Below are 26,942 nucleotides of genomic sequence, written 5' to 3' on the forward strand. Positions count from 1 at the left end.
GCGAGCCCGCCGGGACTGGGTGGGGAGGCCTCAGTACTTGCGGTCGGCAAGTACGGCGGTGGCCTGCTCCTGGGTGAAGGTGCCTTCCTCCGTCACCACACGCTCGGGGACCTCTTCGCCGGCGATGACCTTCTCGGCGAGGTCCATGAGCTGGTCACCGAGGAGCGGGTTGCACTCGACGATGAAGTTGATCTTGCCCTCGGACAGGGCGGTCATCCCGTCCTTGACGGCGTCGACGGTGATGATCTTGATGTCCTTGCCGGGCACCAGGCCAGCGGCCTCGATCGCCTCGATCGCACCGAGACCCATGTCGTCGTTGTGCGCGAACACGACGTCGATGCCCTTCTCGGAGTTGAGGAACGACTCCATGACCTGCTTGCCACCGTCACGGGTGAAGTCACCGGTCTGGGAGGCGGACACCTTGATCTTCGAGTCCGAGCCGATCGCCTTCGCGAAGCCCTCGGCACGGTCGATCGCCGGCGCGGCACCGGTGGTGCCCTCGAGCTGGACGACGTTGATGTCGCCGTCCCCGTCGACGTCGGCGTCAGCGGCGTTGTCCACCAGCCACTCGCCGGCCTTCTCGCCCTCGAGCACGAAGTCCGAGCCGAGGAAGGTCTCGTAGAGCGAGGTGTCCTCGGTGTCGACGGCCCGGTCGGTGAGGATCACCGGGATCTTGGCGCGCTTGGCCTCCTGCAGGACCGTGTCCCACCCGGTCTCGACCACCGGGCTGAAGGCGATCACGTCGACCTTCTGCTGGATGTAGGAGCGGATCGCCTTGATCTGGTTCTCCTGCTTCTGCTGGGCGTCGGAGAACTTCAGCTCGACTCCTGCAGACTTGGCCGACGCCTTGATCGAGTCGGTGTTCGCCGTCCGCCAGCCGCTCTCGGCGCCGACCTGGGCGAAGCCCATGACGATCGTGCCGTCGTCGCTGGCCGAGCTGTCGTCGCTCCCGCAGGCCGACAAGGCGGTGGCACAAATGAGGACCGCGCTCGCGGCGGTCACGGTCTTCTTCAGCACTGGTTTCCTCCAACGTCCCTGGGCCGTTTCGCCCTGTGACCGGTGTCACTGTTGACGAGTGTGAGCGCTAACATTAATCCGCGTCAAGGGGTTCGGGACCACCAATCCGAAGAAATGTGAACGCTCACCCTGCGCTCACCCTGCCAGCCGCCGGAATCCGGCCGGCTCGCGGGTGAGCCCTGCACGAAAGGCACCCACCGGTGACCACGCTGTTGCGCTCCGAGCGCGCCCGTCGAGGCCTGCGGGCCAGCGATCTCGCCCGCGAGATCGGCGTCCACCCGATGTCCATCCTGCGCTGGGAACGTCGCGAACGACTGCCCGGTCCCGTCCACATCCACGCCCTCGCGCGGGTGCTCGAGCTCGAGCCGGCCCGGATCGCTGGCTTCTTCGACGACGTCCGGGAAGCGGCGCCGAGCGCGGCACCGGCGGGCCATCGCGGCCACGGCCTGCGCCCCCTTCGCCTCCGGGCCGGGGTGGCCGTCACCACCATCGCAGCGGCACTCGACGTCCCGGCCTCGACGGTCTACAACTGGGAGGCCGGACGGGTCCGGATCCCGGAGGTTCGGCTGCCCGGCCTCGCCGCGATCCTCGGCCTCACCCCCGCCGGTCTCGCGGCCGGCCTCGCCTCGCCCGTCCTCGTCAACCACCGCCCCGACGCACCCCCGAGTCCGCTGCGCCGCCTGCGGCACAGGAGCCGGCTCAGTCAGTCACGCGTCGCGGCCCTGGCCGGGATCGACCGGCGCTCCCTCGGCGCCTGGGAGCGCGGCGAGGCGGAGCCGCCCCTGGCCGCACTGCGCCGGCTCGGCCGGGTGTACGGCGTCCCGGTGTCGGCCGTGGCGCGCGCGGCCGGCGTGACTCCGCCCCGCCTGCTCGATCGTCGCCAGTGGCAGCCGGGCGACCTGCCCGCCGTGCTCCGCACGCTGCGGCAGTGGACCGGCCTCACCCAGGGCGAGCTCGCCGCACGATGTGGGTGCAGCGTGGCCGCGGTGCGCGGCTGGGAGGCCGGCCGCGCTGAACCCGGCGCACGCCTGCTCGCCGGCCTCGAGCGCGCGCTCAGCCTGCCTTCCGGCGCCCTGGACGCGACCCGCTCAGGGAGCGCTCAGAGGGCCGAGAACACCCACGCCATGCGGGATCGGTAGGTCTCCCCGGGCCGCAGGACGGCGGAGGGCCAGTCCGGGCCAGGGGCGTGGTTCGGGCTGTCCGGGTGGAGCTGGGGCTCGAGCGCGATGCCGTCGCCCTGGCGCAGTGCGCGACCGCCGCGGTCCCGCGCGGACCCGTCGAGGAAGTTGCCCGTGTAGACCTGCAGCCCCGGCTGGTCGGACCACAGCTCCATCCGGGTCAGCGTCGCGGGCCCGTCGAGCACCGCCATCCGACGCCAGCCGACGCCGTCGACGACGAAGTTGTGGTCGATCCCCCGGGCCTCCCGCACCTGCGGGTGGTCCGACCGTACGACGTCCCGGAGTGCCGCACCCGCGCGCAGGTCGAACGGCGTGCCGTCGACGGGCTGGTGCGTTCCGACGGGGATCGAGGTGGCGTCGACCGGGGTGTAGGCGCTGGCGGCGACGGCCAGCCGGTGGTCGTCGATGGTGCCGGAGCCGTGGAGGTTGAGGTAGGCGTGACTGGTCAGGTTGACGACGGTCGGTGCGGTGGTGGTGGCGGTGAGCTCGAGCTCGACCGTGTCGTCGGTGACGGCGTAGCGGGCCCGGGCCGTGAGCTCGCCGGGATACCCGGCGTCCCCGTCCGGGCTGACCAGCTCGAGCACCACGGCTGACTCCACCTGCTCGACGACCTGCCAGGTCCGGGTGTGGAAGCCGTCGGGGCCACCGTGCAGGTGGTGGCCGCGGTCGTTGGCGGGGAGGCTGAACGAGCTCCCGTCGAGGGACCACCGGCCACCGGCGATCCGGTTGGCGTAGCGCCCGACGATGCTGCCGATGTAGTCCGGCGACGAGCGCACGGCTGCTGCGTCCGGGAGGCCGAGCGCGACGTCGCGGCGCACGCCGTCACCGCACGTCACGACGAGCCGCTGGACGGTGGCGCCGACGGTCAGCAGGTGCAGCTCGGGGCCGGGGGCGCGGCCGAGCACGAGGGAGGGAGAGGGTTCTGCGGGCACGATGTGAACGCTAACATCAACGGGTGGGCGCCGGGCCCGACGACGCCCGCACGACGAGCTGCGGCGGCGCCAGCGCAACCATCGGCCGGTCCTCGCCACCGAGGGCTCGCACCGTCAGGTCCACCGCCCGGCGGCCCAGCTCGCGGAAGGCCTGCGCGACCGTCGTGAGCGCCGGCCAGTAGAACGCCGACTCCGGCACGTCGTCGAACCCCACGACGCTCACGTCGGCCGGCACCGACCGGCCGGTCTCGTGCAGCGCCTTGAGCACGCCGAGCGCCATGGAGTCGTTGCCGACGAAGATCGCCGAGACGTCGTGGCTGCGGGCGAGCCGCAGCCCGGCGTCGTACCCACTGCCGGCTGTCCAGTCACCCGCGAGCTCGGGGCCCGGCAGCAGCCCGCGTGCCTCGTGGGCGCGCTGCCATCCCTCGCGACGCTGGGCAGCCTCGATCCAGTCCGCCGGGCCACTCACGTGGGCGACACTGGGATGGCCGAGGTCGAGCAGGTGCTCGGTGGCGAGGCGCGCCCCGGCGACCTGGTCGATGCCGGCCGACATCGAGTCGCCCGCACCGACGCCCTGCACCAGGACCACGGGGATCGGCAGCGACAGGCCGCGGACCTGGGCCAGCGCGTCGCGATGAGCCACAGCGACGACGATCGCCTCGACCGCCTGGTCCAGGAGGCGGTCGACCGCGTCGCGCAGGGCATCCTCGGAGAGCTCGAGCACACCGACGACGGCGACGTCGTAGCCCGCCTCGCGGCCGGCCTCCTGCACCGCCGACGCGATCATGCTCGGGCCGTAGAGGGCCAGGTGCGCGGACACCATGCCGATCCGCCCGGACTGGTTGGTCGCGAGCAGGCGCGCGGCCGCGTTGCGCCGGTAGCCCAGCTCGGCGATGGCGGCGTGCACCCGCTCGCGCGTGTCGTCACGCACCAGCGGGGAGTCGTTGAGGACCCGCGACACCGTCTGGTGCGAGACACCGGCGAGCGCCGCGACGTCCGCCATGCTCGGCGAACGCCGTCGACCTGCCTCGCGCTGCCCGTTCTCCCCCGCCATGGCGGCCACCCTAGTGGCGCAGGCCGCCACCGGAGCCGATTTTGGCGAGCGCTCACATTCGCGGCGCGCGTCCCGGATCAGCGCACCCGGAGTCGCTGCACCGCCGTCGACCCGACGAGCACCGTGCTGCGTACGACGCTCGCCTGCACCGACCAGGTGCCGGAGCGCAGCCGCGGCAACCGCCAGGTGGCCCGTCCGGCAGCGTCCAGGGCGACCGTGACGCGGCGGACCAGGTGGCCGTTGCGGCGCAGCACCAGCTGGACCCGGTCGACGTCCACCCCGACGGGATCCGTGAGGACACGGACCCGCGCGACGGCACCACGGCCGGAGCGGTCCGTAGCCGTGACACCCAGCCTCGTCGTGGACCGGGCGGCGCCGAGCTGCAGCGTCACCACGTCCTCACCGGCGCGGTGGGTCGCGTCGCCGTCGTACCGGATGACGACGGACTTCTCCCCGACACCGGCGATCCGTTCGGTGTCGACGACGATCCGCGCCCGGCCGTTGGCCAGGTTGGCGGATGCCAGCACCTTGCCGTCAGCGATGGCCCGCACCGTTCCTGTCGGCACACCGTCGGGTGCGGTGACCCGGACCGAGATCCCGACGTGGGCTCCGCGGCGCACCGACGTCTCGTCGGCTACCGCAGCCACTGCGGTCGGGACCAGGTGGTCGCCGACGGCCGGCACCACGAGGGTGTTGGCGTTCTCGGCGGTGCCGGCCCGGTCGACCGCGCGGTACTCCACGGTGACGGCACCGGCACCCACGACGAACGGGGCGTCGTACGGCGTCCAGGTGTCGCCGGTGCGGTACTCGACCCGACCCACGCCCGAACCCGCGTCGGCCGCCCGGACGGTGACCGTCCGGTCCGTCCCGGCAGTCGCCCGGCTGACCGGTGACTCCGTGTCGATCCGGACCTGACCGCTCACCACCGCAGACACGTTGCCGGTGACGTCGTGGGCGCGGGCCCGCACCTCGTGCGCTCCCTCTCCCTCGATCGTGAGCACCGCGTCGTCGCCGTCGGTCGCGACCCACGGGCCGCCATCGAGAGACGTCTCGACCCGGTCCACCCCGGTGTCGTCGGTGGCGGAGACCGTGGCGCTGGCCGGCGACGTCACCCACCAGCCCTGCTCGCCGTCGGCCGCCGAGGCGATCTCGACCACCGGGTCCGCCGCGTCCGTGACCGTCACGGTCGCAACGGCCCGGTCGGCCGAGCCGCGGCTCACGGTCCCGGTCACGCTGAACGTCCCCGCGCCGTCGTACGACGACGGGTCGATGTCGTCCCAGACGACGGCGACCTGTCCGGTCGACCCGTCACCGAACGTCGCGGCGACGGTGGCCGGCAGCGTCGGGGCCGTGCCGGCCCGGGTGCTCGCCGTGACGTCCGCGACCTCCTCGATCAGCAGCTCGGGCTGGAAGCCGCCGCGGAGCGCGTCGAGCTCGGCCTGGGTCACCGGGATCACCGTGCCGTGGCGCGGGCTGCTCGGGAGGTCGGCCGTGGGCACCGAGGTCCAGCTGCCGGAGCCGATGTCGTCGGTGGTGAAGGCGAGATAGCCCTGGCCGCCGTGATAGCTCGGCTGGTCGATGAAGAGGTACCACCGGTCGGGGTCCTCGTTGTCGCGGAAGACCGTCGGTCCCTCGCCGTTGGTGAACGTGCCGCCCCACGGGTTCGGCTGGCCGACCCCGATCCGCTCCTTGACCAGCTGCCAGCCGGGCGTGGACGTCGTGGTCGGCAGCGAGCCACTGACGGTGGCGCGCAGGTCGGTCGACCGCTCCTGGCGCGGCGTCATCGACGCCTCGTCCTTGACCACCCGGTAGAAGGTGTCGCCGTCCTTGACGACCGTCGCGTCGATCATGCCGCGACCGGTGCCGCGCTTGACGTCGATCCACGGCTGCGGGTCGGAGAAGGTCACGAAGTCGCGGGTCGTCGCGTACATCATCCGCTGGTACTGGGTGTTGATGTCGCGGCCGACCACCTCGGTCGTCGGGTAGAGCGCGGAGGCCCAGTAGACGACGTACTCCCCTGCCTCCTCGTCGTAGAAGGCCTCCGGCGCCCAGGTGTTGCCGGCGAAGTCGGAGGACACCTTGACGTGCCGCTGGTCCGACCAGTGCACGAGGTCGGTGGACTCCCAGACCTCGACGTACTTGCTGCCGCTCTCCTGCGCCTGGCCGAAGTCGACGGCCGGGTAGGCCTTGAGGTCGGTGGCGAGCAGGTAGAACCGGTCGCCCTCGTGGGAGCGGATGATGAAGGGGTCGCGCAGGCCCTGCTCGCCGTACGTCGAGGAGAGCACCGGCTCGCCGTCGTTGAGCGCGTCGTAGGCCAGCGGGTCGTTGCCCTGGCTCGCGCCGAGGTGGATCTTCTCGCCGTCGTCGGTGCTCTCACCGGCGAAGTAGGCGAAGGCGTAGCCCTGGTAGTCCGGTGCCTCGGGGGCAGGCTGGACGCGGACCACGATGTCGCGCGACGCGGAGGCTGTCCCCTTGATCGCGGTGACGGTGAGCGCGACGTCGACCGGGGACTCACCGAACGCTGGGCGGGTCACCTCACCGGTGGCGCTGACCACGTCGTCGGCCGCGGACGACCAGGTGAGGGTGGTGTCGTGCAGGCCGTTGGTCGGCAGGGTCAGGTTGCCCCGCACGTCGTCGGGGTGGACCAGGGCGACCGCCGCGACGGCCTCCTGCGCGTTGCCGGTGTCGTCGAGCTCCTCCGGCAGCACCGTCACGTCGAAGGTGCGGGTGCGGGTCTCGGCGCCCCGCGCCAGGGTGGCGGTCAGGGTCACGTCCCCCGGCGCGGAGCCGTGGGCAGGTCGGGTGACCGTGCCGTCGTCACCGACGACAGCCGGGTTGCTGCTGGCCCACGTCACCGTCGTCGTTGCGGACGCTCCGGTCGTCGGCAGCGCGAGGTCCGCCACGACGGCGCCCGTGTCGCCGAGCGTCAGCGCTGCGGCATCGGCATCGAGGGCGGGCGTGACGACGTCGCCGGCGAGAGAGGCCGACTCCTCGGCCGTCAGGACCCTGTCGTAGAGCCGGAAGTCGCGCAGCTTCCCCTTGAAGGAGAGGTCACCGGAGTACGCCGACCGGCCCAGCACGTTGAGGGTGGTGGTCCCGTCCGGGGTGCCGAGCAGTGCAGGGCTGGTGGTGACGTTGGCGTTGGTGGCCACCAGGACGCCATCGTCGTAGACACGGGCGGTTCCGGGCGCACCGACAGAGCCGCCGTCGATCGTGTAGGTGACGTGCTTCCACGATCCCGTCGTCAGCCTGCCGGTCCGGGCCGTGCTCTGCTCGGTGGCGAAACCCGCCTCGGCGATCGTCGAGCGGTAGCGGCCCTGCGCGTCGTTGGTGGTGAACAGGTACCCCGTGCCGTTGGGGTACGTCGCCTGGTTGCCGAGGTTGTACATGAACCAGTTCCCCGACAGCGTCGGATCGACCCAGACGTCGAAGTCGACCGTGAGGTCGTTGACGCCGGCCAGCAGGTTGTTCGGCAGCCGGATCGCGTTGCCCGAGCTGTTCGAGCCACCGCTGAACGTGAACCCGTCGCCGGAGGCCCAGCTCGCCGTACCCGTGACCGTGCCGTCACGGCCGTTGCCCGAGGAGTCCGCCGCAACAGTGCCGCTGGTCTCGTCGAGCTTCCACCGTGCGATCAGGCCGGTGTCGGTGTCGGCCGGTTCGCCTTCGGCCCGGGCCGGCACCGGGCCGGACAGGGTCGCGGCGACGGCGATCGCGGCGGCAAGGCCGGCGAGGGCACCACGCCAGTGCCGCCGGGGATGGGTTCGAGTCACGTTGTTTCTCCTGGGCTTCAACTGGGCTTCAGCGGATCCGCAGGCTGCTGCGGGTCGAGGACGTGCCGACGGTGGCGGAGCCGGCGTACCGGGTGAGGAGGACGTAGCTCCCCCTCTTGAGGCGAGGCAGGCGGACGGTGCCGCGGCCGCCCGAGAGGCTGACGGTGCGGTTGAGCACCGTGCGTCCGTTGCGCTGCACGACGACCTGCACGGCGCCGGACACCGGTACAGCAGCACTCACGCGGACGGTGACCTGCGGCCGGCGCGTGGCCACCCTGGTGATCCGCAGCGCCGTGCTGGCGGCGGCCTTGACCACGGTGACCCGCACACTGTCGCTGGAGCCGGCGTGGGTGGCGCTGCCCGCGTAGTCGGCGACGAGCTGGTGCGAGCCCACCCGGAGCCGGACTGCCGGGACCCGGAGGACGGCCTTGCCACCGACGAGGTCGGCAGTGGCGAGCACCGTGGCGCCCTCGCGCAGCGACACCGTGCCGGTCGGGACGCTGGACGCACCGGCGACGGTCACCCGCACCGCCACGTCCTTGCCGAGCGCGACGCGGGTGGCGACGGCGACGGCCGCCGTGGTCGACGGCGCAGCCTCCACACCTGCGGCCGGGACCTCCAGGCGACCGGGCTCCTCGGCGTTGCCGAAGACGTCCGTCGACCGGAACTCGACGACCGCGGGCTGCGCGCCCACGACGATCGGGTCGTCGTACGACGTCCAGGCTCCGTCGCCCAGGCGGTACTCCGTGCCGCCGGCAGGGATGCCGGCGCCCGTGTCGGCGGCCGTCAGCGTGATGGTGCGCGCAGTGGCGTCGAAGGTCGCCTTGGTGACCGGCGCAGCGGCGTCGACTCCGACCGCCAACGGCCGCGCCTCGCCCACGTTGCCGGCGGTGTCGACCGCACGGACCGTCAGCTCGTGGCTGCCGTCGCCGGCGACCTCGATGTCGGCCTCGGCACCCGCTGCCTGCTGCCAGGCACCGCCGTCGAGCGACCACTCGACGTGGTCCACCTCCCGGTTGTCAGCTGCCTCGACGTGCACCGTGGCGGGGTCGCGGTACCAGCCGCGCACGCCCTGTCCCTGGACCGTGAGCTCCTCCACCGTCGGAGCCACACCGTCGGCGGTGTGCATCCGCAGGAAGGTCACCGAGGAGCCGGGGAACTCGTACTCGAAGTCGTTCGAGAGCCCGCCGACCGCGCGCTCCTTGGGCCAGATGACCTGCGGAGCGCCCTTCGTGTTGGTCGCGCCCCGCGACGGTGCCGTCAGCGTCGTGACCGTGCCGGTCGGCTCGATCGCGGCGTCGGAGACCCGCACCTGCGTGCGGACCGGACCGGTCGCGGTGTTGACGACCTTGGCGACCAGGTCGCCGGTCTTCTCGTCCTTCGTGACGACCTGGAACAGCTGCTCGCTCGTGTCGACCTGGTCGTAGGTCAGCTTGAGGACGCCGTCCTGGAAGAGCCGGATCGTCGAACCGTCCACCTCGATCTTCAGGTGGTACGTCGTCCCGGTGGTCACCCCCTCGCCCTCGAGCGCGACGACCTCGCTGGCGTTGCCGCCGTCGGCCCGCTGCAGCACCGACCGGGTGTTGTTCCAGCCGCCGAGGTTCCACCAGTAGAAGTTGTTCGCACCGGTCGCGCCGAAGCCGACCAGGAAGCCCTCCGAGCCGGACAGCTTGGTGGCGTCGAGCTCGAGCGTGTAGTTCGTCCAGCCCTTGTCGTAGGCGCCGGTCATGATCGAGCGCGCGTCGGTCGTGCTGGTCGAGGACTGCACGTACCGCCCGCCGTTGACGGCCCAGGAACCCTGCTGGGAGGCCCATTTCGACGCATCGGCGAAGTCGTCGCTGAACAGCGTCGCGCCGGTCTCGTTGTCGGTGACGACCACGTTGTCGTAGGCCGCGCTGGTGTTCCACGTCGAGAGGAACGCGCCACCACGCACGTCCTGCGCGTCGTTGACCGCGCCGTCGAAGGTGCTCGGCACGACCTGGTCGCCCACGTTGTTGCCGAACATCTTCTGGACCTGCCAGTCGGCCGACTCCCACGACTCGTCGTTGTCGAACCAGATGGCGTCCGGCGACCACTGCACGTGGTTCTCGTGCGCCAGCAGCGGTGCGTACGACGCCAGCTGCACCACGTCACCGTTGCGCTGCAGGCCGGTCATGTACGCCGCCTCGACGAGCGCGTTGTTGAAGGTGTTGCCGCGGCTGGCGTACTCACCGAGGAAGACCTTCGGACCGGAGCGGTCGTAGTCGTCGTAGCGGTGGTTGTTGTCGAGGAACCAGTCCGGGTCGTTGTAGTAGTGCTCGTCGACCATGTCGACGCCCTGGGCGCGGTTGAAGCTCCACAGGGTGTCGAAACGCGTGCCCGTGTCGTCGGGGCCGGAGTTGGAGATGATCGCGATGTCCGGGTACGCCGCCTCGACGGCCTGCTTGAACTGCGGGAAGTTCGCCTCGAACGTGGTGGTGTTCTCCTCGTTGCCGAGGCCGATCATCTTCATGTCGAAGGGCTCCGGGTGGCCGAGCCCGGCACGCACCGCGCCCCACTCGGTGTCGACGCCGCCGTTGGCGAACTCGATCAGGTCGAGCGTGTCCTGGACCCAGCGGTCGATCGACGCCTGGTCCTTCATCTCGGGGATGGTGCTGCCGCAACCGTTCGCGCCGACGGAGAGGACAGGAAGGGGCTCGGCACCGAGGTCCTCGGCGAGCTCGAAGTACTCGAGGTAGCCGATGCCGTAGGTCTGGTTGTAGCCCCAGAAGTTCTTGTTGGTCGGGCGTTCCTCGACCGGGCCGATCGTCTCCTTCCACTGGTAGGTGCGCTGCCGGTCGACGTAGCCGCTCTCCTCGTAGGACTTGAACGTGCCGACGTTGGTGACGCAGCCACCCGGGAAGCGGACGAAGCCGGGGTCCATCGCGGCGACCCGCTCGGCGAGGTCCTTGCGCAGCACCGAGCGGCCGTTGACCGGCCCGACCCAGGTGTCACGGGGCATCACGGAGACCATGTCGACGGCAAGCGTCGACGGAGCCCCGGCGAGGACGGCGATCCGCGCGTTGTTGCTCGTCGCGGTCGCGGTGACCGGGACCTCGACCTGGTGCCAGCTGCCGTCACCGAGGACCTGCACGGTGCCGGAGCCGAGCATCGTCGTACCGGCGGCGTCCTCGAAGGCGATCGTCAACGACTGGGGCGTGGTCGTACGGACCCACACCGAGGCGTCGTGGACGGCACCCTGCTTGATCGCGACCGCGTCGAAGCCGGTGTTGCGCACGCCGTCGCCGGCGGCAGCAGCGACGACCTGGAGGTAGTTGCGGTTGAGGTCGTTGAGCCGACCGGCGTCGTTGACGACGGTGGCGCTGGACGCGCCGCCGCTGCGATTCGCCAGGCTCCAGGCGGTCATCGCGTTGAACGAGCCGTTGTCGGTGCCGTTGAACTCGAAGGAGCGGTTGCGGACCAGCTCGGCGTAGATGCCGCCGTCGGCTGCGTAGTTGATGTCCTCGAAGAAGATCCCGAACATGTCGGGGTTGAGCTCGGCGCCGGCACCGTCGGCATCGATGTCCAGCGTCGCCGTGCCGTCCTCGACCTCGGTCAGCACGAACCTGATCGCGTCGGCCTCGGCGCCGGTGGCCAGATGACCGTCGCCGTCGGCGACGACGTACCCGTCAGCGCCTTCGGTGCGCAGCACCACCTTGCCGCCGCCCGCGTCGGTGATCCGGAACGGCGTCGGCTCAGCGCCGGGGTCACCGATGGTCACCGCAGCGCCGTCGAGGACGAGCGGACCGGCGGGTGTGGCGATCCCGAGGGCACCGTCACCCAGGACGGCCGCGAGGAGCCGCAGGCTCGAGGTGGGCTGGTCGGCGGTCAGGGCGAGCCGGTCGCCGTCCGTCACGAGGTACGACGCGTCGCGGTCGGCCTGGAGCGTGAAGGTGCCCGACGGCACGACGTCCGCGCCCTGCGCGTGGGTGATCTCGACGTCGTCGAACACGGCCGCGGTGGGCGTGCCGTCCTGCGCGGCGAGGGCGTAGAGGCCCACCTGCGTGGTGTCGAAGGCGACCGTCGTCGTCGCGGCCGTGACCCAGGTGCCGGTCCCGGCCTCGCGGTAGCTCGAGGTGATCGTGTCGCCGGTCCGCTGCAGGCGCAGCGTCTCGCCGGTCGAGGCAGGGCGGTCCGCGAAGGCGACGGCACCGAACGCGGCGCCGACCTCGCGGTCGGTCTCCACGGCGACGCCGGACGGCGACAGCGCGCCGACGTACGTCAGCCCGGCTCGGACGTAGTTGTCCATGTCCTGCCACGCGATCAGGCCGGCGCCCTGGTAGACCTTCGAGACGGGCGCGGCGACGGTGGCCGTGGCGGTGAAGTCGCCGGCCGGTACGTCGAGCATGACGATGTTCTTCGCCGTGTTGACGCCCTGATAGGTGTCGCCGGGCTGGCCGCTGATGCGCAGCGCACCGCCGCTGACCTCGAGGGCGCCGGGGTCGGGGTTCACGACGTCCCAGCGTTCGTCGAGGGAGGCGCCGTCGAAGGCATCGGTCCACGTGACCGGGGTGTCCGCGGGCGCGGCAGCGGCCGCAGGGCTGGCGGCACCGAGACCGGCGGCCGCAGCCAGGGTTCCGGCGAGGAGGGCGAGGGCGGCACCGGAGGCGGCCAGCAGGCGGCGGCCGGAGCGGGGCGAGGGCGATGTGACGGACGACACAAGGGCGATTGTTAGCGCTAACACTTGGTCTTGGCAAGGGCAGTGGCCAGATTTCAAGGCACTCTTGACGTTTCGTGGTGACCGTGGTCACACTCGATTGTTAGCGTTCACACATCGGAGGACCGCAATGCCCCGTTCCACCTCAGCTCTCCGCCGGCTACCCGCCCTGCTCGCCCTGGCGCTCGTGGCGAGCCTCCTGCTGCTGTTGCCGACGACGCGGCCGGCGGCGGCGTCAGCGGGGGCGACCGACGTGACCGACGGGCTGGTGCTGCGCTACGACCTCGACCAGGTGTCCGGCACGACCGTCGAGGACTCCTCCGGCCACGACCGCGACGGCACCGTGGTCGGCGGCGGCACGTGGAGCGACGGAGCGCTGGCCCTGGACGGGGTCGACGACCACGTGAAGCTCCCGAACAACGTGCTGACCGGGCTCGACGCGATCACCGTGCACCTCGACGTCTTCGTCGAGACCAGCCAGGCGACGCCGTTCTTCCTGTGGGGACTGGGCAACTCCGCCACGTCCGGCGCGGGCACCGGCTACCTCTTCGCGAGCGGCAACAGCTTCCGCGCCGGCATCACCCCGACGAACTGGTCCGGCGAGAAGGTCACCGCGCGCACCAGCGGCGGCAACCTGGCCCGCGGCGCCTGGAAGGGCGTGACCTACACGCAGGCCGGCACGACGGGAACGCTCTACGAGGACGGCACCCAGGTCGGGCAGAACACTGCGGTCACCGTGAAGCCGAGCGACCTCGGCGCGGGCAGCACCGTCAACAACCTGCTCGGTGAGTCGAGCTACGCCACCGACAACAGCCTCAAGGGCAAGATCCGCAACTTCCGGATCTACGACCGGGCCCTGACCCCGGCCGAGGTCTCCGACATCACGCTGCTCGAGCCCGAGCTGCCCGCCGACACCGAGCTCGCCGAGGCGGCCGCGGCTGCCATCTCGATCGTCCACGCCGACGACGTACGCGGAAACCTCACGCTGCCCACGACCGGCGCCGGCGGCGCCACCATCACGTGGGCCAGCGACGACACGTCCGTCGTCGACACCGAGGGCCTCGTGCACCGTCCCGCCCACGGAGCGGGCGACACGACGGTCACCCTGACCGCCACCGTCACCGCCGGGACGGCCACGACGACGCGCGCCATCGAGCTCACCGTGCGCGAGCTGCCCGCGGACGCGGCGTACGAGGGCTACGCCTTCAGCTACTTCACCGGCAACTCGATCGCCGGGGAGAAGATCTACTTCGCGGCCAGCCGCGGCAACGACGCCCTGACCTGGGACGAGCTCAACGGCGGCCAGCCCGTGCTCGAGTCCACGATGGGCGAGATGGGCCTGCGCGACCCGTTCCTGATCCGCTCGCCCGAGGGCGACCGCTTCTTCCTCATCGCCACCGACCTGTCGATCGGCCGCAACGGTGACTGGGACCGCTCGCAGCGGACCGGCAGCCGCTACCTCGAGGTCTGGGAGTCCACCGACCTCAAGACGTGGTCGCAGCAGCGCCACGTGCTGGTGTCCCCGCCGACCGCCGGCAACACCTGGGCACCCGAGGCGTACTGGGACGAGGACCTGCAGCAGTACGTCGTCTTCTGGGCGTCGAAGCTCTACGCCGAGAGCGACACCAACCACACCGGCAGCACCTACAACCGGATGCTCTACGCCACCACGCGCGACTTCGTGACGTTCAGCGAGGCGAAGATCTGGCAGGACCGTGGCGAGTCCCGGATCGACTCGACGGTGATCCGCGACAACGGCCACTACTACCGCTTCACCAAGGACGAGGGCGGCGGCGGCACCGGCTGCTCCGACATCATCCAGGAGACCGCCGACGAGCTGACCGCCGTCGACCTGCCCGGCAACCCGGCGTGGACCATGCAGGACTCCTGCATCGGCCGTGACGCCGGCACCTCCGCGGTCGAGGGACCGACGGTGTTCCGCGCCAACGAGGGCGACACGTCGGGCAACGCCTTCTACCTCTTCGTCGACGAGTACGGCGGCCGCGGCTACATCCCGCTGGGGACCGACGACCTCGCCGACCCCGACTGGAAGGTCGCCACCGGGTACGACCTCCCCGCGAGCCCGCGCCACGGCACCGTCATCCCCGTCACGAAGGCCGAGCTCGACAGCCTGCGCGAGGGCATCGTCGTCCCCGAGCCGGTGACCCCGGTCGAGGCGAACGAGGACGGGCTGGTGGCTCACTACGAGCTCGACGCGACCAGTGGCAGCACCGCTGCCGACAGCTCGGGCCACGGCTACGACGGCACCGTCTCCGGTGACACGACGTGGTCCGGCGAGCCCGACGGCGGCCTGGCGCTCGGCGGCACCAACGGCCACGTGCGACTGCCCGACAACATGATGGCCGGGCTCGATGCGATCACCGTGTCGACCGAGGTCAAGGTGGACCCGACCCAGCCGACGCCGTACTTCGTGTGGGGCCTGGGCAACACCGACGGCGGTGGGACAGGCAACGGTTACCTCTTCACCACCGGCAACAGCGCCTACCGGTCCTCCATCGCCACCGGCAACTGGACCACCGAGCAGACCGTCACCAGCGGCGCGGCCCTGGCCCGCGGCACCTGGAAGACACTGACCTACACGTTGCAGGACGGCACCGCCATCCTCTACCTCGACGGCGTGAAGGTCGGCGAGAAGACCGGCGTCACCATCGAGCCCGGCGACATCGGCGACGGACGCACGACCGCCAACTACATCGGCCGTTCCGTCTACTCCGGCGACAAGTACCTCAAGGGCGCGGTGCGCGACTTCCGTCTCTACAACAGGGCGCTGACGACCGCGGAGGTCCGCGACCTCGCGGCCGATCCGACCGCGATCCTGGGCGTCGAGCTCGACAGCCTCAAGGTCCCGGCCGTCATCGACAGCGCCACCTCGACGGTCACCCTGCCGGTGACGCCGGGGACCGACGTCACGAGCCTCGACCCGTCGTACGACGTCAAGGGCGGCTCGATGCTCGACGTCGACGGACCGGCCGACTACTCGGCGGCGCGCACCGTCACCGTGACGGCACCTGGCGGGGCGACCCGCGAGTGGACCGTGCGGGCGGTCGAGATGAAGTCGCCGGTGCTGCCGGGGCTCTACGCCGACCCGAACATCGCCGAGTTCGACGGCACCTACTACCTCTACGCCACCACCGACGGCGTGGCCGGCTGGGGCGGCAAGGAGTTCTACGTCTGGAAGTCGACCGACCTCGTCGACTGGACCCGGTCCGCGGAACCGTTCCTCACCCTGGACGGCGCGAACGGCGACGTGCCGTGGGCAAGCGGCAACGCCTGGGCGCCGACCATCATCGAGCGGGACGGCAAGTACTACTTCTACTTCTCCGGCCACAACCCGACGTACAACCGCAAGACCATCGGCGTGGCCGTGGCCGACAGTCCCGAGGGTCCGTTCACGGCCCAGCCGGAGGCGATGATCCTCAACAACGAGGCGGTGACCTCAGGCCAGGCCATCGACCCCGCGGCCTTCCGTGACCCCGCCACGGGCAAGTACTTCCTGTTCTGGGGCAACGGATCGCCCGTCTACGCCGAGCTGGCCGACGACATGGTGTCGATCAAGCAGGACACGATCAGCGCGATCAGCGGCCTGACCAGCTTCCGCGAGGGCACCTTCCTCAACTACCGCGACGGGACCTATCACCTGACCTACGCGATCGACGACACCGGTTCGCCGGACTACCGGGTCGGCTACGCGACGTCGACGAGCATCAGCGGACCGTGGACCTACCGCGGCGTGATCCTCGAGAAGGACGCCTCGCAGGGCATCCTCGGTACCGGGCACAGCTCGATCGTGCAGGTCCCCGGGACCGACGACTGGTACATCGCGTACCACCGCTTCGCCATGCCCACCTTCTCGTCAGCCGGCGGGGACGGGACGCACCGGGAGACCACCATCGACCGGCTGACCTTCGGCGAGGACGGCCTGATCCAGAAGGTGACCCCGACGCTCACGAGCGTCGACCCGCTGGAGGAGCCCGAGCCGCCGGTCGTCGCGCCGGTCAACGAGGCGAAGCCGACGGTCACCGGAACCGCCCAGGTCGGTCGCAAGCTGACCGCCAGTGCCGGGATCTGGGACCAGCCGAACCTGACCTACGCCTACGAGTGGCTGCGCGGCAGTACGCCGATCGCAGGCGCCCGGTCGGCGACGTACACACCACGGGCGACGGACGTCGGCCACCGACTCTCCGTCCGGGTCACGGCCAAGGCGTCGAGCGGGCTCTCGGGTGTCGCCACCTCGCTGCCGACCGCCACGGTCGTCCGCGCCGGAGCGACGACGCGACTGCGGCTGTCCGACACCACCCCACGGGCCGGCCAGCGGGTCGCGGTCCGGGTCACCGTGGCGACGTCTCCGTCCACCATCGCTGCGACCGGGCGGGCCGTGATCAAGGTCGACGGCCGCGTCGTCGCTCGCCCGCTGCTGAGCAACGGCACCGCCCGGATCGTGATCCGGCTGCGCCGGGGCGTGCACACGATCACGGCCGGCTACGCCGGGTCGTCGACCGTGGGCAGTGACTCAGCGACGCCGGTGCGGGTACGCGTGCGGCCGTAGCCCGGTGGTTGAGGTGCGAGGAGCGCCAGCGACGAGCCTCGAAACCTCACCAGCGCGGGTGGATGGCCTCCCGCAACCGGGCGTCGTAGATGGCCCGCACCCCGTCGAGGAGCTCGGCGGGGAGCGGGCCGAGGGCGCCGGCGGCTGCGTTGGACCGCGCCTGGGCGACGTTGCGGGCGCCGGGGATCACCGTGCTCACACCGGCCTGCTGCGCGCACCAGGCGATGGCGGCCTGCGCGGGCGTGACGTCGTCGCCGAGCGTCGCGCGGACGAGAGCGGTGAACTCCGCGGCAGCTGCGATGCCGACGCGGTAGTCCACGCCGGAGAAGGTCTCGCCCACGTCGAACGCGCTGCCGTCGCGGTTGTAGTTGCGGTGGTCGTCGGCGGCGAAGACGGTCGTGTCGTCGTACCGACCGGAGAGCAGGCCCGACGCCAGCGGCACCCGCGCGATGATGGCGACGCCGGCCGCGGCGGCGGCCGGCAACACCTCGTCGAGCGGCTTCAGCCGGAACGCGTTGAGGATGATCTGCACCGACACGACACCGGGGCGCGCGATGGCGGCGAGGGCCTGCGCGCAGGTCTCGACGCTGACGCCGTACGACGCGATGACGCCGTCGGCGACGAGCGTGTCGAGGGCGTCGTACGTCGCGTGGTCGTCGATCACCGCCGACGGCGGGCAGTGCAGCTGGACGAGGTCGATCCGGTCGACGCCGAGGTTGGTGCGCGAGCGGTCGAGCCAGCCGCGGAAGTTCGCCAGCGTGTAGTTGTCGGGCACCTGCTCCGCGCGGCGGCCCATCTTGGTCGCCACCGTGAAGCCAGCGTCCGGGTGCGCGGCGAGGAAGCGTCCGACGACCTGCTCGCTGCGGCCGTCGCCGTAGACGTCGGCGGTGTCGTAGAAGGTGACGCCGGCGGCAGCCGACTCCTCGAGCACGGCGCGCGCCTCGTCCTCGCTCACGTCACCCCAGTCGGCGCCGAGCTGCCAGGTGCCGAGGCCGACGACCGACGTGTCGCGTCCGATGCGCCCGAGATTGCGCTGTTCCATCAGTTCTCCTTGTGCCGTTGCGAGGTTCAGTTGGGAGGTTCAGTTGCGAGTCAGTGGAGGTCAGTTGCGGGCCCGGGCGAGCCGGGAGTCGACCGCACCGGGGCTGAGCACAGCGTCCAGCGCCAGGGCCGCGCACCCGACGAGGCCGGCGCGATCGCCGTACGTCGACGGCAGGAACTGCAGCTCGCGGGTCGCGAGCGCGGACGACCGCGCATAGACGGACTCGCGCACGCCGGCGGCGTAGACGTCGTACGCGGCAGCCATGTCGCCCCCGAGGACGACGGCCTGCGGGTTGAGCAGGTTGATGGCCACGGCGAGCAGCTCGCCGACCTGCCGCCCGCTCTCGCGGAGCAGCTGCTTGGCCTCCGCATCGCCGGCCAGGGCATGAGCGACGAGGTCACGGACGTGCCCGACGTCGCGTCCCTCTTCCTGGAGCCGTGCCACCAGGGCCCACCCCGACGCGAGCGTCTCCAGGCACCCGGCGTCGCCGCAACGACACGGCCGGCCGACAGCCTCCGGCACCTTGGTGTGGCCGATGTCCCCGGCCCCGCCGCGCGATCCCGTGATGATCCGACCGCCGGCGAGCACGCCCAGGCCGATGCCCGTCGACGCCTTGAGGACCAGCAGGTCGCGGATCTCGCGGGCGTGGCCGAGGTACTCCGAGCGGGCCAGGGTGTCGGCGTCGTTGGCGAGGAAGAGGGGGGCGTCCGCCACCCCGGCGAGGTACGGCGCCAGCGGGATGCCGTCCCAGCCGCCCATCACGGGCGTGTCGACGCTGACGCCCCGTGCGGAGTCGACCACGCCGGGGAGCGAGCAGCCGATGCCCAGCACCGGCGGGAGGTCCACGGTGAGCAGCTGTGCGAGCTGGTCGGCGACGACGGGCATCACCTCGTCGGGACCGGCGCCGACCTCGTGGTCGACGGCCGACGCCGCCAGCTCGGTGCCGCCGAGGTCGAAGACGGCGACCTGGGACCGGGAGCGCCCGACCGCGGCGGCGAGGACGACGCCGGCCTCGGTGTTGAAGACCAGGCTCCCCGGAGGGCGGCCTCCCGTGGACGCCAGCTCGGCGCCGAGGCGCAGCAGGCCGGCGTCGGCGAGGGCGTTGACCCGGGCGACGACGGCCGTGCGGGACAGCCCGGTGACGGTGCGCAGCTCGGAGCGCGTGGATGCCCGGCCGCTGCGCAGCAGGGCGAGCAGGTCGCCGGCCGACGCGGACTCCCGCACCGCCGGCGGGGTCGTCTCGTCGGTCACGAGAGCCGATCCTAGGGCATCGATCCCACCGGATCGTCGTACTTTGATCACAAAAAGTCCTAAGTAGGGGTTCTAAAGGACAGAGTTACGCACTACCGTTGTGCCAGTGACCGCGCCCCTCCCTGATCTCGACCTCCCGGCCTGCGACTTCACCGTCTTCGGCGCCACAGGCGATCTGGCCCTGCGCAAGCTGCTCCCGGGGCTCTACGAACGTGAGCGCCAGCGCCACCTGCACCCCGACACCCGGATCGTCGGGGTCTCGCGGCACCCGCTCGACGACAACGGCTACCGCGCCCTGGTCACCGAGGCCCTGTTCGAGCACGTGCCCGAGGACCACCTCGAGGCCGGCGCCGTCCACCGGCTGATCAGCCGGCTGCACCACCTCTCGCTCGACGCCACCACGCCCGAGGGCTGGGACCTGCTGCACGGGTTGCTGAAGGAGCGGGTCCCGACAGGCTCGACCACCGAGGAGCCGGTCCGGGTCTACTACCTGGCCGTCGCGTCCGACCTCTTCGGACCGATCTGCGACCGCCTCGACGACCTCGGCCTGGTGACGCCGCAGTGCCGGGTGGTCCTCGAGAAGCCGATCGGCTGGGACCTGGCGTCCTCCCGGGTCGTCAACGACGCCGTCGGCCGGGTGTTCGAGGAGCGGCAGATCTTCCGGATCGACCACTACCTCGGCAAGGAGAGCGTCCAGAACCTCCTCGTCACCCGCTTCGCCAACACCTTCCTCGAGCCGGTGTGGAACTCGCGCTGGGTCGACCACGTGCAGATCACCGTGTCCGAGACCCTCGGCGTGGCGGGCCGCGGCGAGTACTACGACCGGGCCGGCGCGATGCGCGACATGGTGCAGAACCACCTGCTGCAGCTGCTCTGCCTGGTCGCGATGGAGCCTCCGACGTACGTCGGCGGAGACCCCGTGCGCGACGAGAAGCTCAAGGTGCTGCGCGCCCTGGTGCCGCTCACCGGCACCGCGGTGGACCGCAACACCGTGCGCGGGCAGTACACGACGTACGGCGAGGAGCTCGGGCACCCGAGCACCAGCGAGACCTTCGTGGCGTTGCGCGCAGAGGTGCAGAACTGGCGATGGGCCGGCGTGCCGTTCTACCTGCGCACCGGCAAGCGGATGGCGCGCCAGGAGTCGACCATCGAGGTCGTCTTCAAGGAGCCGCCGCACGCGATGTTCCCGCACAGCGAGGGCACCACGACCCCCAACCGACTGACCGTGCGGATGCAGCCCGACGAAGGCATGCAGCTGCACCTGACGGCCAAGCACCCCGGCCCCGGCGGCATCCGGCTGCACCCCGCGTCGCTGGACCTCAGCTACGCCGACACCTTCGACGAGCGGTGCCCGGACGCCTACGAGCGGCTGCTCATGGACGTCATGCGCGGCATCCCGACCCTCTTCATGCGCCGCGACGAGGTCGAGGCCGCGTGGTCATGGGTCGAGCCGATCCTCGAGCAGTGGGACCGCGACGGCGTCGAGCCGGTCCGCTACCACCCCGGCACCAACGGCCCGGCCGCGGCAACGCGGCTGCTGGCACGTGAGGGCCACACCTGGCAGGAGCCCACCACATGAACACACCCGTCCCCCTCCACCCCGTGCTGGACGACGTCACCCGCCGGCTGACCGAGCGCAGTGCAGCGACCCGGGCCACCTACCTGGCACGGATCCGTGCGGCAGGACACCGCGGCCCGGCCCGCGGCCGGCTCGCCTGCGCCAACCTCGCGCACGGCTTCGCTGCTGCCGAGGGTGCCGAGAAGACCGAGCTCGCGCGCGGCCAGAAGCCGAACCTCGCGATCATCACCAGCTACAACGACATGCTGTCCGCCCACCAGCCGTACGGCGACTACCCGCCCGTGCTCAAGAAGGCCGTGATCCGCGCCGGCGGGCTCGCCCAGGTCGCTGGCGGCGTGCCCGCGATGTGCGACGGCGTCACGCAGGGCCGTGACGGCATGCAGCTCTCCCTCTACAGCCGCGACCTGATCGCCATGTCGACGGCGATCGCGCTCTCGCACGACATGTTCGACGGCGCGCTGCTGCTGGGCGTGTGCGACAAGATCGTCCCCGGCCTGCTGATCGGCGCCCTGTCGTTCGGCCACCTCCCGGCCGTGTGGGTGCCCGCCGGGCCGATGGAGTCCGGTCTCCCGAACAAGGAGAAGGCCGCCGTACGACAGCTCTTCGCCGAGGGCAAGGTCGGGCGTGAGGAGCTGCTCGAGGCCGAGGCGGCGTCGTACCACTCGCGCGGGACGTGCACCTTCTACGGCACCGCCAACTCCAACCAGTTGCTGATGGAGGTGCTCGGCCTGCACCTTCCGGGGTCGTCCTTCGTCAATCCCGGAACGCCGCTGCGCGAGGCCCTGACCCGCGAGGCCGCTGCCCGAGCGGTCCGCCGGACCGTGCAGTACGACGCCGCGCCGGCCCTGGGCGAGATGGTCGACGAGAAGGCCATCCTCAACGCGTGCGTGGCACTCCTCGCGAGCGGCGGATCCACCAACCACACGCTGCACCTCGTCGCCATCGCCCGCGCCGCCGGCATCCTGCTGACCTGGGACGACCTGGCCGAGCTGTCGGCCGTGGTGCCGTCGCTGGCGCGGATCTACCCCAACGGCGCAGCGGACGTGAACCACTTCCACGCAGCCGGGGGCATCGGCTTCCTGGTCCGCACCCTGCTCGACGCGGGCCTGCTGCACGAGGACGTCGAGACCATCGTCGGCCACGGCCTGCGCCGCTACACCGAGGAGCCGGTGCTGGTCGACGGCGAGCTGACCTGGCGGCCGGGTCCCGCCGAGAGCCTGGACCTCGACGTGCTGCGCCCGGCAACGGACCCGTTCGCCGCGGACGGCGGGGTGAAGGTGGTCAGGGGACCGTTGGGCACGGGCGTTGTGAAGACGTCGGCCGTCGCGCTCGAGCACCGGTTCGTCAGCGCACCGGCGCGCGTCTTCGACGACCAGCACGACTTCCTGCTCGCCTTCGCCGACGGCGACCTCGACGGGCACGACCTCGTCGCGGTGATCCGCTACCAGGGACCGGCGGCCAACGGCATGCCCGAGCTGCACAAGCTGACCCCCGCGCTCGGCGTGCTCCAGGACCGCGGCCAGAAGGTCGCGATCGTCACCGACGGGCGGATGTCCGGCGCGTCGGGCAAGGTCCCGGCCGCCATCCACGTGACGCCGGAGGCCGCCCTCGGCGGTCCCCTGTCCCGCGTCCAGGACGGCGACCTGATCACCCTGGACTCCGATGCCGGGACGCTGACCATCGCGGCGGACCTCACCCACCGCACACCGACCGGCAACCCGCCGACCGGCGACGAGTGGGCCGGCACCGGCCGCGAGCTGTTCGCGGCCTTCCGCAGCACCGTCGGCCCGGCCGACGAGGGCGCCTCGGTCTTCCCCGCACCCAACGCCACCGACCTGGAGGTCCGCCTTGTCCACTCCTGAGAGCGTCCTCGACGTCGTACCGGTGATGCCGGTCGTCGTCATCGACGACCTGGCGTCCGCCGTCCCCCTGGCCAAGGCGCTCGTGGCGGGCGGCCTGCCCGCCATCGAGCTGACCCTGCGCACCCCGGTGGCGCTCGACGCGCTCCGCGCCATCGCCGCCGAGGTGCCCGACATCCTGCTCGGCGCCGGCACCATCACGACGCCGGCCCAGGCGGCCGCGGCGGTCGAGGCCGGCGCGCGCTTCCTGGTGTCCCCCGGCCTGACGCCGGACCTGCTCGCCGCGATGGTGGACACCGGTGTGCCCTTCCTGCCCGGCACGTCGACGGTGTCCGAGGTGATGCGGGTGCTCGAGGCGGGGCTCACCGAGATGAAGTTCTTCCCCGCCGAGGCGGCGGGCGGGACGCCGTACCTCAAGTCCGTGGCGGGCCCGCTCCCCCAGGCCCGCTTCTGCCCGACCGGCGGCATCAGCCCGGCGTCCGCGCCGACGTACCTCGCGCTGCCGAACGTCGGCTGTGTCGGCGGCAGCTGGATCACGCCGGCCGACGCCGTCGCGGCGGGCGACTGGGAGCGGATCAGCAAACTCGCCGCGGAGGCGGCGGCGCTCCGCTGACTCCTGGAGAAACGCCTATTCGGCGGCTGCGCAGAGCTCGACGTCGCCGTCCGGAAGCAGGGCCTCACGCTCACTCGGGTCCATCTGGGTCAAGGCGGTGATGTCCATGCCTCCCAGCGCCGTCGCATCGATGAGGCGCGACGCTGGTGGGGCCTCGATCTCGACGGGGTCACTGGCCCCGTACTCGATCGTCACGACCCCCGACATGGCGGTCTTCAGCTCGCCTCGGGACGCACCCGCCGGTACGCGAGCGCCCGCCTCGACCAGTGCGTCGATGGCGGCACCGAGCTCGTACTCGGCCTTGACGGGGCGCCCGTCCCGGAGCGTGATGACGACCGGCACCGGGACGTCCTTCTCGACATAGAGCAGCCGTGCCGTCTTCGGCCAGATAGCAGCAACCAGGTTGACTGCGTCCGCGTCGATGACGATCACGTCGGGGTCCTCCCGGGTGAATCCACGCGCGTATCCGTCCGCCACCAGCAGGGCAGGTGGGTACCACCCGATGTCGCCTGGGCCCGCCATCTGGCCGAAATCGAACCAACATCCTTTCAGCTCAGGGACGGCGACCTGTCCGTACGAGCGGCCGGCGATGTAGCGGGTTCGCGTCTGGAAGCCTTCGACTGCCTCGCTGAGATGCGCGAGCGCCTCGGGGACGTCGTTGATCTCGGTTGCTGTTCTCGACCGCTCGACTTCGGGGTCGCCTGCTCCCGAGATGGACACCGTTCCCATCACCATCCTCACCCTTCCCTGGTAGGTCACGGGGCTGGAGATGAGGGCGGTCAGCGCCTTCGTGTGGAGAGCATCGGCGTCCTGCTTCGTGGATCCATCGACGTCAGGAATTGTCCAGGCGGCCACCTCCGGAGGCACCGAAGGTTCGCCCGCCGAGGGAGATCTGTCGCGGTCGCTGCGATCAGCATCACCGCCGCATGCGCCCGCCATGAGAGACACGGCCAGCAGGATCGAGGCGCCACGTCCGCGGATCACGCCGGCGACACTAGCGCGCATTCGTCGTCACGCACTCCGAAACCCGCACGGTCCGGGCAGGGCTGCCCGCGGCAGTCAGGCCCGGCGGCCCATCATCGCGAGCAACCGGGTCAGCGGTGCGTCGTCGGCGGCGTACGGCAGCACCGGACCGAACGCGTCGCCCCGCTCGCCCGCCACCTCCGGGGTCGAGAACGGCTCCGCGAACGCCATGCATCCGGCGACGTCGGCATCGGTCACCGCGAACGGCTGGCCCAGCGCCGTGGCGAGGTCCCACCCGTGGACCACCACCTCGTTGAGCGCGACCGAGGCCGCGACCTCGCCGGGCAGGTCGATCCCGCCGGCGGCCGTCATGCCCTCGTACGCCGACGGGTCGCGCCAGGCCTCGGCCAGCTCCGCGAGGTCCCCGTCGATGCGGTCGCGCCACCCCGGCTCGAGCCGCGACGCGTCACCGCTCCCGCCCTGGTCCGAGCCGGGAGCCGGCTGCTTGCGGGCCGCACCCGTGAACGCGGCAGCGAGGCCGCCGACGTGCTCCACCAGGTCACCGACGGTGTACTTCGTGCACGGCGTCGGGAGGCTCAGCTGGTCATCGGTGACCGAGGCCACCAGGCCACGCAGGGTCGTCGTGGCCGGTCCGAGATCGAGAGTGGTCATGTCGGGAACAGACCGTCCCCGGCCACCGGACTCATCGGCGCTGTTCGGCGAAGAACTTCTCGAGCAGGGCGGCCGACTCGTCGGCCAGCACCCCGGCCACCACCTCGGGACGGTGGTTCAGCCGGCGATCGCGTACGACGTCCCACAGCGAACCCACGGCGCCCGCCTTGTCGTCGTACGCACCGAAGACGAGGCGGTCGACCCGGGACAGCACGACGGCGCCGGCGCACATGGTGCACGGCTCGAGGGTGACCACCAGCGTGCAGCCCGTCAGCCGCCACTCGCCGCGAGCCCTTGCCGCCTCGCGCAGCGCCACCACCTCGGCGTGGCCGGTGGGGTCGGCGTCCTGCTCGCGCACGTTGCGACCCGTACCGATGACCGCGCCCGCGGGGTCGAGGACCACCGCTCCGATCGGTACGTCGCCAGAGACGACCGCAGCCTCTGCCTCCGCGAGTGCGGCACGCATCGGCTCGAGCCAACGGCTCACGCCGAGGTGAGTCCGACGACGTCGTCGAACAGGTCACCGAAGCCGAGGGCACGGGCCACCTCGGACAGCATCTCGTCGGGGTAGAGCTCGTCGTCGTCGAGGATCTCCGCGAGGTCCATCGCGTCGACACCGAGGTCGCTCAACAGCTCGAGGTCGCCCGCCGGCTCGGCCTCGTCCTCGTCGTCGACCAGCGCCAGGCCGAGGTGCTCGACGACCGTGGCCGCCAGCTCCCACTCGGTCGCGGCACTGATGTCGGACAGCATCACGCGGGTCCGGGGTCCCGCGACGCGGACCACGACGAAGAAGTCCTCGTCGACCGCGACGAGTCCGACCGCTCCCCCGTCGCCCGGGAACCGGCGCAGGGCCGAGGCCAGGGTCTCGACGTCGACCGCATGGTCGGGGGTGAGCTCGGCAACCTGCCAGACGCCTTCCTCACGGTAGGCGGCCAACGCGAAGTCGACGGCGTCGGTTGCGGTCATGTCATCAGCGTGACACGCGAACCCCCACAGGGCTAGGGGATTCTGGGTGACGGGCACCCGTTCGGGCCGGGGACTAGGCTGCCGGTCATGCGCACCCAGGTGGTGGACCACCCACTCGTCGCCCACAAGCTGACCGTGCTGCGGGACCAGGAGACGGACTCCCCGACCTTCCGGTCCCTCACCGACGAGCTGGTCACCCTGCTCGCCTACGAGGCCACCCGCGACGTCCGGGTCGAGCCGTGCGAGATCGTCACGCCGGTCTCCCCCGCCACCGGGACGCGGCTCGCGACGCCCCGGCCCCTCGTCGTACCCATCCTCCGGGCGGGGCTCGGGATGCTCGACGGCATGATGCGCCTGCTGCCCACGGCCGAGGTCGGCTTCCTGGGCATGGTCCGCAACGAGGAGACCCTCGAGGCCGCGACGTACGCCGAGCGACTGCCGGACGACCTGTCCGGCCGCCAGTGCTACGTCCTCGACCCGATGCTCGCGACGGGCGGCACCCTCGCCGCAGCCATCCGCTTCCTGGTCGACCGTGGGGCGGATCACATCACCGCGGTCTGCCTCCTCGTCGCGCCCGAGGGCGTCGCCCGGCTCGAGGAGGAGCTCGCCGACCTCGCCATCCCGGTCACCGTGGTCACCGCAGCGCTCGACGAGCGGCTGAACGAGAAGGGCTACATCGTCCCGGGTCTCGGCGACGCCGGCGACCGGCTGTACGGGATCGCCGGGGGCTAGCGGACATCCCACCCAGTGGGCAGCGACCCAGTAGACGGATGTCACACGTAAGACGGGGACCTCACGAGCCAA

17 protein-coding genes are annotated in these 26,942 nt (G+C 71.5%); 6 read left to right on the forward strand and 11 right to left on the reverse strand.

The features are described 5' to 3' along the window. Positions 1-30 precede the first annotated feature (30 nt). Positions 31-1,017, reverse strand: a complete 987-nt coding sequence (locus ASD84_RS09810; RefSeq protein WP_056709548.1) for an ABC transporter substrate-binding protein — start codon at positions 1,015-1,017, stop codon at positions 31-33. A 200-nt stretch (positions 1,018-1,217) separates the two neighbouring features. On the opposite strand from ASD84_RS09810, the gene ASD84_RS09815 reads away from it, so the two are divergent. Continuing rightward, the gene (locus tag ASD84_RS09815) at positions 1,218-2,156 is read left to right on the forward strand and encodes a helix-turn-helix transcriptional regulator (protein WP_056709549.1); all 939 of its coding nucleotides are present in this window, start codon (positions 1,218-1,220) and stop codon (positions 2,154-2,156) included. Here ASD84_RS09815 and ASD84_RS09820 read toward each other — a convergent pair. The 4 genes from ASD84_RS09820 to ASD84_RS09835 all read right to left on the reverse strand — a co-directional run bounded on the left by ASD84_RS09820 (position 2,117) and on the right by ASD84_RS09835 (position 12,629). Continuing rightward, positions 2,117-3,127, reverse strand: a complete 1,011-nt coding sequence (locus ASD84_RS09820; RefSeq protein WP_162251516.1) for an aldose epimerase family protein — start codon at positions 3,125-3,127, stop codon at positions 2,117-2,119. The genes ASD84_RS09815 and ASD84_RS09820 overlap by 40 nt on opposite strands. A 16-nt stretch (positions 3,128-3,143) precedes the next feature. Beyond that, entirely contained in the window at positions 3,144-4,181 is a 1,038-nt protein-coding gene (locus tag ASD84_RS09825; protein ID WP_056709553.1) for a LacI family DNA-binding transcriptional regulator, read from the reverse strand. A gap of 77 nt (positions 4,182-4,258) precedes the next feature. Beyond that, positions 4,259-7,951 (reverse strand): immunoglobulin-like domain-containing protein, encoded by a 3,693-nt coding sequence (locus ASD84_RS09830; protein WP_056709558.1) that lies wholly within the window; start codon positions 7,949-7,951, stop codon positions 4,259-4,261. A gap of 28 nt (positions 7,952-7,979) precedes the next feature. Next, complete coding sequence (locus ASD84_RS09835) at positions 7,980-12,629, reverse strand: alpha-L-arabinofuranosidase C-terminal domain-containing protein (RefSeq protein WP_056709560.1); 4,650 nt, start codon at positions 12,627-12,629, stop codon at positions 7,980-7,982. Between the two features lie 127 nt (positions 12,630-12,756). Between ASD84_RS09835 and ASD84_RS09840 the strand changes: the two genes are divergently transcribed. Then, on the forward strand, positions 12,757-17,193 hold the full coding sequence (locus ASD84_RS09840; RefSeq protein WP_082573262.1) for a family 43 glycosylhydrolase: 4,437 nt from the start codon (positions 12,757-12,759) through the stop codon (positions 17,191-17,193). A gap of 46 nt (positions 17,194-17,239) precedes the next feature. On the opposite strand, the gene ASD84_RS09845 is transcribed toward ASD84_RS09840, so the two are convergent. Further along, the gene (locus tag ASD84_RS09845; RefSeq protein WP_056709562.1) at positions 17,240-18,235 is read right to left on the reverse strand and encodes an aldo/keto reductase; all 996 of its coding nucleotides are present in this window, start codon (positions 18,233-18,235) and stop codon (positions 17,240-17,242) included. 60 nt (positions 18,236-18,295) lie between these two features. Continuing rightward, positions 18,296-19,486 (reverse strand): ROK family protein, encoded by a 1,191-nt coding sequence (locus ASD84_RS09850; protein ID WP_235531052.1) that lies wholly within the window; start codon positions 19,484-19,486, stop codon positions 18,296-18,298. Between the two features lie 106 nt (positions 19,487-19,592). Here ASD84_RS09850 and zwf point away from each other — a divergent pair, with 106 nt between their 5' ends. From zwf to eda, 3 genes are read left to right on the forward strand one after another with little or no spacing between them, the layout of a single operon-like run. After that, positions 19,593-21,065 (forward strand): glucose-6-phosphate dehydrogenase, encoded by a 1,473-nt coding sequence (gene zwf, locus ASD84_RS09855; protein ID WP_056709564.1) that lies wholly within the window; start codon positions 19,593-19,595, stop codon positions 21,063-21,065. Beyond that, the gene (gene edd, locus ASD84_RS09860) at positions 21,062-22,927 is read left to right on the forward strand and encodes a phosphogluconate dehydratase (protein WP_056709566.1); all 1,866 of its coding nucleotides are present in this window, start codon (positions 21,062-21,064) and stop codon (positions 22,925-22,927) included. The genes zwf and edd overlap by 4 nt, the downstream gene beginning before the upstream one ends. Next, positions 22,914-23,537, forward strand: coding sequence for a bifunctional 4-hydroxy-2-oxoglutarate aldolase/2-dehydro-3-deoxy-phosphogluconate aldolase (eda, locus tag ASD84_RS09865; protein ID WP_082573264.1), 624 nt, complete (start codon positions 22,914-22,916; stop codon positions 23,535-23,537). The genes edd and eda overlap by 14 nt, the downstream gene beginning before the upstream one ends. A 15-nt stretch (positions 23,538-23,552) precedes the next feature. Here the strand turns inward: eda and ASD84_RS09870 are convergent, their stop codons facing one another. The 4 genes from ASD84_RS09870 to ASD84_RS09885 all read right to left on the reverse strand — a co-directional run bounded on the left by ASD84_RS09870 (position 23,553) and on the right by ASD84_RS09885 (position 26,138). Continuing rightward, the gene (locus tag ASD84_RS09870; RefSeq protein WP_056914041.1) at positions 23,553-24,521 is read right to left on the reverse strand and encodes a hypothetical protein; all 969 of its coding nucleotides are present in this window, start codon (positions 24,519-24,521) and stop codon (positions 23,553-23,555) included. 75 nt (positions 24,522-24,596) lie between these two features. Continuing rightward, positions 24,597-25,172: a TIGR03086 family metal-binding protein gene (locus ASD84_RS09875; RefSeq protein WP_056709570.1), complete on the reverse strand. Its 576-nt coding sequence runs from the start codon at positions 25,170-25,172 to the stop codon at positions 24,597-24,599. A gap of 31 nt (positions 25,173-25,203) precedes the next feature. Next, positions 25,204-25,638 carry a nucleoside deaminase gene (locus ASD84_RS09880; RefSeq protein WP_056710887.1) on the reverse strand — a complete coding sequence of 145 codons (435 nt, stop codon included), beginning with the start codon at positions 25,636-25,638 and terminating at the stop codon, positions 25,204-25,206. A gap of 17 nt (positions 25,639-25,655) precedes the next feature. Continuing rightward, positions 25,656-26,138 (reverse strand): tRNA adenosine deaminase-associated protein, encoded by a 483-nt coding sequence (locus ASD84_RS09885; protein ID WP_056709572.1) that lies wholly within the window; start codon positions 26,136-26,138, stop codon positions 25,656-25,658. Between the two features lie 87 nt (positions 26,139-26,225). Here ASD84_RS09885 and upp point away from each other — a divergent pair, with 87 nt between their 5' ends. Then, the gene (gene upp, locus ASD84_RS09890) at positions 26,226-26,870 is read left to right on the forward strand and encodes a uracil phosphoribosyltransferase (RefSeq protein ID WP_056709574.1); all 645 of its coding nucleotides are present in this window, start codon (positions 26,226-26,228) and stop codon (positions 26,868-26,870) included. Positions 26,871-26,942 lie beyond the last annotated feature (72 nt).

It is taken from the genome of Nocardioides sp. Root682, from assembly GCF_001427795.1.
In the GTDB taxonomy this organism is placed as follows: domain Bacteria; phylum Actinomycetota; class Actinomycetes; order Propionibacteriales; family Nocardioidaceae; genus Nocardioides.